At 35.4% G+C, this 8,632-nt stretch carries 13 protein-coding genes; all 13 read left to right on the top strand.

From position 1 onward, the window contains the following. Positions 1 to 102: 102 nt before the first annotated feature. The gene (locus A33I_RS01295) at positions 103 to 426 is read left to right on the top strand and encodes a hypothetical protein (protein ID WP_022626674.1); all 324 of its coding nucleotides are present in this window, start codon (positions 103 to 105) and stop codon (positions 424 to 426) included. Positions 427 to 512: 86 nt separating this feature from the next. Beyond that, positions 513 to 842 carry a hypothetical protein gene (locus A33I_RS01300; protein ID WP_022626675.1) on the top strand — a complete coding sequence of 110 codons (330 nt, stop codon included), beginning with the start codon at positions 513 to 515 and terminating at the stop codon, positions 840 to 842. Positions 843 to 1,220: 378 nt separating this feature from the next. After that, positions 1,221 to 1,499: a YwqI/YxiC family protein gene (locus A33I_RS01305; protein ID WP_022626676.1), complete on the top strand. Its 279-nt coding sequence runs from the start codon at positions 1,221 to 1,223 to the stop codon at positions 1,497 to 1,499. A 3-nt stretch (positions 1,500 to 1,502) separates the two neighbouring features. Continuing rightward, on the top strand, positions 1,503 to 2,900 hold the full coding sequence (locus A33I_RS01310) for an LXG domain-containing protein (protein ID WP_022626677.1): 1,398 nt from the start codon (positions 1,503 to 1,505) through the stop codon (positions 2,898 to 2,900). 422 nt (positions 2,901 to 3,322) lie between these two features. Next, a complete protein-coding gene (locus A33I_RS01320) occupies positions 3,323 to 3,673 on the top strand; it encodes a hypothetical protein (RefSeq protein WP_022626679.1) in 351 nt (116 codons plus the stop codon). Positions 3,674 to 3,778: 105 nt separating this feature from the next. Next, positions 3,779 to 4,351 (top strand): PH domain-containing protein, encoded by a 573-nt coding sequence (locus tag A33I_RS01325; RefSeq protein WP_022626680.1) that lies wholly within the window; start codon positions 3,779 to 3,781, stop codon positions 4,349 to 4,351. A 29-nt stretch (positions 4,352 to 4,380) separates the two neighbouring features. Further along, the gene (locus A33I_RS01330) at positions 4,381 to 4,722 is read left to right on the top strand and encodes a hypothetical protein (RefSeq protein WP_022626681.1); all 342 of its coding nucleotides are present in this window, start codon (positions 4,381 to 4,383) and stop codon (positions 4,720 to 4,722) included. 40 nt (positions 4,723 to 4,762) lie between these two features. After that, positions 4,763 to 5,557 carry a hypothetical protein gene (locus A33I_RS01335; RefSeq protein WP_022626682.1) on the top strand — a complete coding sequence of 265 codons (795 nt, stop codon included), beginning with the start codon at positions 4,763 to 4,765 and terminating at the stop codon, positions 5,555 to 5,557. A 10-nt stretch (positions 5,558 to 5,567) separates the two neighbouring features. Beyond that, a complete protein-coding gene (locus A33I_RS01340; RefSeq protein ID WP_022626683.1) occupies positions 5,568 to 6,137 on the top strand; it encodes a PH domain-containing protein in 570 nt (189 codons plus the stop codon). A 1-nt stretch (position 6,138) separates the two neighbouring features. Then, positions 6,139 to 6,471, top strand: coding sequence for a hypothetical protein (locus tag A33I_RS01345; RefSeq protein WP_022626684.1), 333 nt, complete (start codon positions 6,139 to 6,141; stop codon positions 6,469 to 6,471). 50 nt (positions 6,472 to 6,521) lie between these two features. Beyond that, positions 6,522 to 7,304 (top strand): hypothetical protein, encoded by a 783-nt coding sequence (locus A33I_RS01350; protein ID WP_022626685.1) that lies wholly within the window; start codon positions 6,522 to 6,524, stop codon positions 7,302 to 7,304. Further along, complete coding sequence (locus A33I_RS01355) at positions 7,297 to 7,683, top strand: YwqH-like family protein (RefSeq protein ID WP_022626686.1); 387 nt, start codon at positions 7,297 to 7,299, stop codon at positions 7,681 to 7,683. The genes A33I_RS01350 and A33I_RS01355 overlap by 8 nt, the downstream gene beginning before the upstream one ends. 154 nt (positions 7,684 to 7,837) lie before the next feature. Continuing rightward, positions 7,838 to 8,578 (top strand): spore germination protein, encoded by a 741-nt coding sequence (locus A33I_RS01360; RefSeq protein ID WP_022626687.1) that lies wholly within the window; start codon positions 7,838 to 7,840, stop codon positions 8,576 to 8,578. Positions 8,579 to 8,632: the final 54 nt, after the last annotated feature.

An 8,632-nucleotide genomic window follows, 5' to 3' on the forward strand; every position in this document is an offset into this window, starting at 1 on the left:
GGGGGGGACAGATCTTGAAATGAAGTTGAGGATGCTTCATAAGTGGGGGTTGTCTATTATGGCTTTTCATAATGTTTTGAAATTTGATCAGGAGGTGGAATAATGTTAGTTATTTATATAATCTTAGGATTCATCATCTCAGTACAGCTTGGTATGACTTTGGCCGCAAATTTGATTGGAAATGGGGCTGTTAATTTTATGGAACGCTCCTATTTCAAACATCCCCGAAGTACATTTGAAAAACTAATGAATATCGTTTTTTATGTATTATACGGTGTCCCTCATTATATGTATACAAGGTTAATGATTCGCTATACATATTGGAGGGCGAGGGTACTCTTTTTACTTTGTTCCATCCTGCTTATTTTTATCGTATTTATATTAATAGTTATTTTCGGTTTAATAGTAGATTTGATTGCGGCTTAATATGAGATACTTTTAAAACCCTTATATTCTATAGGATAGTTTAAAAATTCATATAACAGTATTTTTTTAAAAAAGGGGTTTAGCATGTGATAATAATTGATGTTTTATATGTGGTGATTTTATTCTTTTTGGCTGTACAGCTAACAATGAGCATTGTTACTGCAATAATTGGTAATACAGCCGTACGTATAATGGAATTTTCTTTTATCAAAAATTCTAATTCTCTAAGTGATAAACTACTTAATATTTCATTCTATGCATTGTATGGTCTTCCTCATTTTTTTTATGTTTTTTTAATGAAAAGATTTTCATATGCTGCAGCTAGATTATTGTATATTGTTTATTTGATATGTCTATTAATATCAGTCACAACTTTGCTGCTGATTTCAAGTTTTATAACAGAAGCATTGATGTAAAGGTAGGATAAGGGTGGCTAAATAACGATTATAGGGGGAAATGCATGGCTTTTATTCTTAATAGTGGTCATTATTATTGGCTTGTTTCTTGAAGCTTTGGGGTATTAAATACTAACGATTTTTATCTTTTTCTTTCTCCTTACATTCCATTGTGCCTGCCCTCTTAATCTATGTTCTTATTGGTATTTGGTAAAAAAGACCTTGAATCAACTCCGTTTCACTGTAATTAAACGGTAAAAAAGTCATTGGTAAATAGATTTATTGAGCTTTTCTTTATAATAATAGCACCTTAAGTATGGTTTTCATTTCCAATTGCTTCTTTTAAAATGATAAATGTACTTATAAATGTCATTTTATGTAGGTTTGGAGGGATTTTATATGAGTGAAGAAATTAGCTTGAAACCAACTCGAGTGAGAAATAAGATGGATCGATTGTCATCTCATTTGGACGGTGTGACTCCAGAGTATGCAGTCGCATTTGATGGGCGTTCTGAACTAGATACGATCAAGGAAGCAGAAAAAAACATGAAAGCGATGGAATCACTACTTCAATCCTATAAGGCCCTGTTGCAAAAAAATGTGGAGCAAGTTTATCGTGTTGTGGAGCAGTATGAAGAAGCAGACCAACAGGTATCACGTCAAATTAAAGGAGGGTAAAAGGTGAAAATATTAGATGCAGCTTCCATGAGTGAAAATGTAGAATCACTACTTCAAGAAGTTAAGAGACAGCAGGATCAATTATCTCCAGTAGAAAGCTGGCTACACAATGAAGCCGCTCTTTTGGGTGTGGAATCAAGATTCAATGGGCGTACTGCGATTCGGATCATCAATTATTTCACTTACTGCCATGGCCCTTTTGTAAAACTCCTTCGCACGATTCTGTCAGAATTTGAAGCATCTCTCGAAGATACCTTAAATCAATTAAATGCGTATTTTAATCAAAATGAGTTCATTCGCGAAGACTTTTTACAAGAAGAAGTCAATGGAAAAATAGAAGAATTAAAATCAACTGTGACAACACTAGGTGAAGAAGTGAACAGTATTATTGCAATGTACAAAGATGTGGTATATTTGCCCGAATTCAATTATAACCGCGTCATGGACGGGTTAGCTGCATCGAAATCAAAATCTGAAGTAACTGTTGAAAAAATGTATCAGTACGACTATGAACAGCTTCCTAGTATGGAATTTGTCGGGCAGGATATACAGCTTCTACAAAACTATGTATCAAGTTTAGAAGAAATGTTTGCCAGCCAATCCATATCAATTGAGCAATTTAACCATAATATGATTAAGGATAATGAAGAATTCAGAGCAGTTAAGAGCACACAGAATGTTAGGGAAGCAGATAAATTGTTAACAGGCTTAGGGGATACCGGTACTTATTTAGGCTATGGAGATTCTGCATTTTTTGCAGGACAGAATATGCTAGCTGCCGCATCAATTGGAATTGGGAAATATTCGGACATGGTGAAAAATGATAAGTCTCCTGTTACTACAGCTACAACCTCTACAACTAATCACAACGTATCTGGAAATTCTATTTTAGAGAAAGGGAAAAATAGTGTATCCAAAGGGAAAGCTATTGCAGGGATAGCTTTACATAAAGCTTTAACTAGTGAACCTGCTCAAAGATTTGCTAGAACTTTTAGTGACTTTAAAATAGAAAAAAATGCTGCCAAATTTATAGATAACAAATACATTAGAGCTGCGGGACCTGTAGGGTGGGGGTTATCTGTGGCTGGTAACTTAGGTGAATTTACTGATAGTACAAATAGAGATAAAGGTTTTTATGAAAAAGGTGCTAGAGTAGGTGTAGGGATTGCTGTAGATATTGGTAGTGCAACCGGAGGAGCTTGGGCAGGTGCAAAAACTGGTGCAGTAATTGGTGCTGCTCTTGGTGGGCCTGTTGGAGCAGCAGCTGGCGGCTTGTTAGGTGGTGCAGTAGGAGCAGTGGCTGGTTCGTACGTGGGTTCGAAATTTTCAAATGATTTAAAAGACATGGGTGAAAATATTGTTGATAAAGTTTCTAGTAGTTTTAATAAATGGTTCAAGTAATAAGGGGAGTTAAATATGGGAATAATTTTATATCTAATGTCAATAGTTTTAATGTTAGTAATATTCGTGCAAGTTACTTCAGGCTTGTTAACAGCAATAATTGGTAAAGACTTTGTCTCTTTTACAAACCGCTCCTATACCAAGCGTCCCTCTTCCACATTTGATAAAATCTTAAATATTGCTTTTTTTACTTTTCACGGAATACCAGATTATTTTTATAAAATGTTTATGAGAAGAACAACATACTGGAAGGCAAGACTGTTCTTTTTACTATGGCTAGCAGTTTTCATCACCTTTTGTATATTAGTTTTTTTTCTGATAGGATATTTTGTTGAAAATATACTAGTAATGTCTTAATTATTCATTTGTCTAATCCCTATTTTGCATAGTATTTCAACCACCATCTGTATAATGCACTTATAATGGAGCTGATTATTTTTCTCTTATTCATAGTATACTTAGCAATTGTATCTATTTTAACTGTGCAGATGTCCGTAAGTATTTTAGCAGCAATTTTTGGTGATCAAGCTATTTCATTCATGGAACATACTTATACAAAAAATGCAGAGTCAGGGTACGATCGATTCTTAAATATTGTATTTTACCTTTTTTATGGGGTGCCACACTATTTTTATAAAAAGTTTATGATCAAATACCCTCGTGAAAAGGCTCGATTTATTTATTTTAATTGGATGCTTGGTTTTGTCTTAATTGTTTTTATTGTAGGGATCTCTGTCACTTTATTGGTAGAGTCATATACAGATTATTTATAATACGTATAGGTTTAGAAGCTTGCACATGAATATGTATTTGATGCGTAGTTTAATATTTTTTTAAGAGTAAATATTCATCTATGACAAAAACTCAGGGGGCGAGAGATGCTATTTAATTCGAATCGAGACTTTACAATGAACTCAATCTTTACAGCTATCCTTCTCTTTATGTTCTCTTTTCTTTATTATATGATTCGTTTTGTTGAATTTACGCCTATAATCTTTATGGCTTTTATAGTTTATTTGGTAGGTATGGTTTTAGGCATTCATTTAATCTTTCGGATAAGATATTGGCTGCATGATGAGCATCTTACTTCTCAGATGGGGAGTTTTTTTACTACATGGCATTATGAAGAAATGACAGCTATAGATTATTCTAAGGGACTAACGAAGAAAGATTGCGATAATTATCTAGGGTCAACAGCTGCTTTGAAAATCCAATTCAAATCAGACAAAAAGAAGAGTATTCGTATTTCACCTGAACCAGAAGAAGAGTTTATTCAAGAACTGTTCAAGCGAGCTCCACACTTATCATATTGCTCCATAGAAGAATATCGTGCCTTGCAAGTGAGAAAAGAAGAAGTGGCCCAGCAAGAGGTTATTGTTGTTCCTCATTTGGGGGACGCGGTAAAAGCACAAAATGTAGGGAGTTCTTCTAGTAAGTGGTTGAAGCTGTGAGAATAGTTGGTAATCTGGGAGAAACTTAAATGATACTAGTAGTTAACAGTATATTTTTAATTATAGGTATTTTGTTGACTTTCCAATTAGTAATGACTTTTGTCGCGAATTTGGTTGGTCACTCTGCTATCTCCTTTATGAAGTTAACATATGTCTGTAACCCTCAAACGATTCATGACCGGCTTATCAATAGATTGTTCTATGCAATTTATGGAATCCCTCACTATTTTTATACAAGATTTATGGTGAGATATACATATTTGAAAGCAAGATTATTGTTCTTTATCTGGTCGATTGCTTTCTTCTTCGTAAGCTTTATATTTATAGCAATGTACGGTATTTTCATCGAGTGGTTTGAAAGGGTTTTATAATAAATGTAAATCAATGATTGATATGAGAGGTGATTAGAAGATGCAGTCAGTATTAAAGTGTACTACAGAAGAATTGGTCGTTCTAGTAGATTTATGCGGGTACCACTCTGTTGCTAAAGGAATTGGTGAATCTTCATTAGGGGAAAAATCAGAGGATGCTTGGGAAGCCGTGTTTGAAGGGGCGGTTCATCAATTAATGCTAAAAGGGGTATGGGACGTTCAAAAAGCAAGTAATAATGAGGTGCCTTTAAATGAGGAGCTTCAATTATTTATTAAGCACTTTGTACAATCTCCGAAAATTATTCGAACTATTAATGTCACAGCTAATGAATCTCTCCTCTTTCATCAACTTCCTAATGAGAAGTGGCTCATGCATCATGTCACCGCAGATATTATCCATGAATTTTTCTTTATAGAAGAGCATGAAATTTCAAAGCATGTCCTGCACTTCAATCAATACATGGATATGAAAGGCGAGAATCATCAAGCCTTTACTTTAACGGATCATCAATTTGATTTATTAAGTAAGGAAGAAAACGTTCCTAAACTGAAAAGTCTTTTGAACATGCCGGATGATCAAATGACTGCTTTTGACGAACTTATTTCCTCTATTAATAGCAACAATTGGACCCTGCACAATACAAGTCTAATAAAAGTCGATCTGGAAAATGAGCAAAATACAATAACAGAAGTTCTATTTCACATACCTTCGACTAGTGGAGTATGGATGTTGGAATATGATGAGCATCTTAATGTTCATGTTACTAATGTAGATGCAAAGCAATTTCAAGAGAAAATACATTCTACGTTCTTAAAGCCAGCAGAGCAAGAGTAGGAGGATTCTTATGGCTTTTAAAGGAAGACGGGATCTGCCCATGCTGTCTATTAATATAGCAACTGTTATTGGTCTTATCGTAATGTTCTTTGTAATGTATGGCTGGAGAGATGCTTCATTATTAATCCCACCTTTATTAACCGGATATGCGTTATTAGTGCTGTGGATTATTACGTTGTTTCTTCGTTTACTATTTGTAGTAGAAGACGAGTATTTAGAAGTACAAATAGGGTTGCAGACATATACGTTTGATTATAAAAATATGAAAAGCATTCAAGAGACAAAGGGGTTATATCGTGTCCCTCATTACAATTTCATGTACGCTTTTAGTGGCTTTATGGTTGATTTTCATGACGGATCGATGAATATTCGTGTTTCTCCTGAAAACGAAAGAGAATTTATAACAGAGTTGTTCAAGAAGGCACCTCACTTATCTTATTGCTCGATAGAAGAGTATCGCTCCTTACAAAGAAGAAAAGAGGAAGTAGCTCAACAAGAGGTGATTAGTGTCTCTCATCTAGGCAACACAGTAAAAGGGGATGAAGTAGGTAGCTCATCAAGCAAGTGGGTGAAGTTGTAAAATGTTGATTATCTATTTTTTGGGAATTGCTCTCATCATGTTAATTACGTTAAATATATTAAGTGCGTTGATGCCAGCGATTTTTGGTAATCACTTTATCTCGTTTTTTGGGAGGGCATATACGAAGCGTCCTGAAACTACCTTTGATAAAGGATTAAATATCGTTTTCTATCTCATGCACGGTATTCCTTACTTCTTCTATATACATTTCATGAAGAAATATTCTTATTGGAGGGCAAGGTTAGTTTTTGGTGCTTGGACTATTGGTTTTATTCTAATATGTATCATTATATTAATTTTAGTTAGTTTATTACTCGAATCACTTGGCTTCTAGAGGATAGACTCATATGTTAATTTCACCAAACACTAGTAGGGGGTGAACCAATGAACATTGAAACATTATCTTCAAAAGAGTTAATCGTGTTAATTTCTCTATGCGGTTATGAAGACAAAGCGAAGGGAATTGGAGACGGTATGTTTCCTAATCGTACAGAGTTTTTTTGGAGAGATTATTCAGAAAAAGCATTAGAGCTTTTACTTGAAAAAGAATGGATTGATGAGGACCATATCGTATCTGAATGGCTGCAGGATTTTATCCATGAATATATTCAAGCTCGGTCTATCATTCGAGCAATCAATCGTGATAGAAACGAAACGCTTATTTTTCGCCGTTTAAAAAATGGGACATGGCTGCGAGAGCATATCTTCATGAAAGATGAAGATCATAAAATGACCATCCTTCTTCACGCTGATCTTAATAAGGAGATAGCTAGCTTTTACCAATATTCTAATATAAGAGAGGCTGCTGATGTCTCATTTACTCTGTCTGATGATCAGTTTGCTGCAATGAGCAAGAAAAGTGGGGTGCGAAAAATTCGCAGAGCGGCTGGTTTTGCTCCACAGGAAAGAGAAGCCTTTGACCAGTTTAATCGAAGTTTAGATAAGAGAGACAGGCTGCTTGATAGTGTAAGTTTTCTCACTGTGGATGAAGAGTACCAGGATACCCATTTAAATAAAGTGATCTTTCATTTGCCAGCTGAGGAAGGGGTATGGGTGATAACGTATTCTAATGCTAGTAAAGTAGAATTCAACTTGCTGAGTCTTGAAGGTTGGTTGCACACTCTTGAGATTAAAAGCCAAATGGAGTGGAGGGAAGACGATGTTTGAAACAGAAGCGACGGTTAGACAAAGTATAGCGATATTATCAAATGATATAAGCCAGATCCAAGAACAATTACGACGATTGAATGAAGCAAGGTCAAAGCTAGAAAGTCAAGAAGCAGAAATGACAGCATTCCAAGGTCAATTCCTGCTGCCTGAGCTTAATTCAAACACCTGGGCTGGAAAGTATGCTGCAGAGTTTGAAACGATTCGCACGAGTGAGGTATATGAACAATACAATGATCTCACTTCCTCCTCGTTTTCTACCTATTATCGTCAAATTGAAATGGCTCAGAACTTTCTATCTGTACAATTAGAGTCGAAAACGCAGCAGCTGCAAAATCGGAGAAATCAACTAGAACAACTACAAAAACAAGAAGCGTAAACAACCTGTTCCAAGTGGGAGCAGGTTGTTTTTTTAGTATTTACGTAAAACAAATTATGTACTAACTACATTACCCTGCTTAACATTCTAACAAAATAATTCCAAGAGTTTTGGTTAGGCTAATTAAGAAGAAATGGATGAGGTGGTGAAACGCATGCTTTATCATTTGAAGCGAAAGTTTATGAAGCACTCAAGATCAACTGAAGCAGCTGACATCACTACTTCTCCATTAAGTGGTGAATTAACACATAACATAGAGATGATTGAAGAATTATATTCAGCCTCTATTAACAAAGACTTTGTCGTTCGGGATATACATATAAAAGGGATGGATTCGAGAGCTGCACTCTTTTTTTATGCAACTGCTGTGGATCTAGATAAAGTCGAACAATCGATTATCTCTCCTTTACTAACTGAGGAAGGGAAAGATATTAGAGATATTGTTTCAGTTGAACATATTAGTGACGTAAATGATCTGTTGGATGTGAGCGAATATATTCATCAAGGATATGTGATCTTCCTTACAGAAGGAAGCCCAAACGGGCTGGCATTTAATGTTGCAAGCTATGAGCACCGCGGTATTGAGAAAGCAGAGAATGAAGTGCTTGTTAAAGGGCCAAAAGAAGCATTTACAGAATCAGCTTCGGTAAATTTATCGCTTTTAAGAAAGCGGATCTCTAACCCGCATTTTATCGCTGAGGGTATGGGTGTAGGGGTTAGAAGCAAGAGTGAGGCCACGATTTTGTATATGAATGATCTAGTAGATGAGAACGTGTTAAATGAAGTGAAAAAACGTATTGAACGAATTGAGGTAGATAGTGTCAGGAGTATCGAAATGCTTGAGCAATTTATTGAGGAGCGAACCTATTCTGTTTATGGCAAACTAAAAATGTAGGCCATGGCATTCCTTTTATGTAGGTGGCCTTGAGAGGCAGCTATACAAAAAAAA

It is taken from the genome of Alkalihalophilus marmarensis DSM 21297, assembly GCF_000474275.2.
GTDB classification, from domain to species: Bacteria; Bacillota; Bacilli; order Bacillales; family Bacillaceae_D; genus Alkalihalophilus; species Alkalihalophilus marmarensis.